Source organism: Priestia sp. P5_B4 (assembly GCF_056400385.1).
Genome location: NZ_JBFULJ010001392.1, coordinates 1 through 664, shown reverse-complemented (window position 1 = coordinate 664; position 664 = coordinate 1). Strand labels below are relative to the sequence as shown.

Genomic DNA, 664 nt, shown 5'->3' with positions numbered 1-664 from the left:
GGGTTAAGGATAATTAGTGAAGGTTGATTGTAATGTCATATTTAAAGAAAAAATTATACTGCTTTGTGGTTATATAACAATGGTACTTGTGAAATTAAGAAACAAGATTCATTAGGAAAAGTTAAATTAGTATCATTTTCTTAGTTTAAAGTGCTAAAAAAACATCAGTTTTTTCTAATCMGATGTTTTTTAAGTACTTATAAATTTAGTTTTAAGGGTTAGAAAAGATACATTTTCACGAATGGGTTGTTAACTGTCGTCAAGAGGATAGTTTAAGTGAAAGTGTATTAAATAAAAGGTTTTAAGATTTATACACAATGTAGACAAATAGCGAATAAGGGATACTTTTTATGTAGTGACCCTTATTCGGATTATAGTTCAACTCTTCCAGGTATTTTTTATTAGGAAATGAATAGTTTTATCGTGTGAATATTCAATTTTTATCTAGATTTGGCCTTTTGTTATTCAAATTCATACAAGATTTTTTATTGTCTAGTAGATGCTTAATTTCTTTGAAGCTTACAAAACTTTTATTTTGTTGATCTAAAAGTCGAAAACGAAGGGACTTCAAGCTTGTGCTTAGTGTAATTGTTGTTGCTTTCTGTAATGGTGGCGTAGACTCATGCGCCTTTTCTAAATTATAGTTTGGAACTCTTGGAGCCAA

Annotated in this window: 1 pseudogene; it reads right to left on the bottom strand. The window is 28.8% G+C overall.

The features are described from left to right. Positions 1 to 433 precede the first annotated feature (433 nt). Positions 434 to 664, bottom strand: a pseudogene (locus AC1DRF_RS31190) (fatty acid desaturase); the annotation flags it as partial.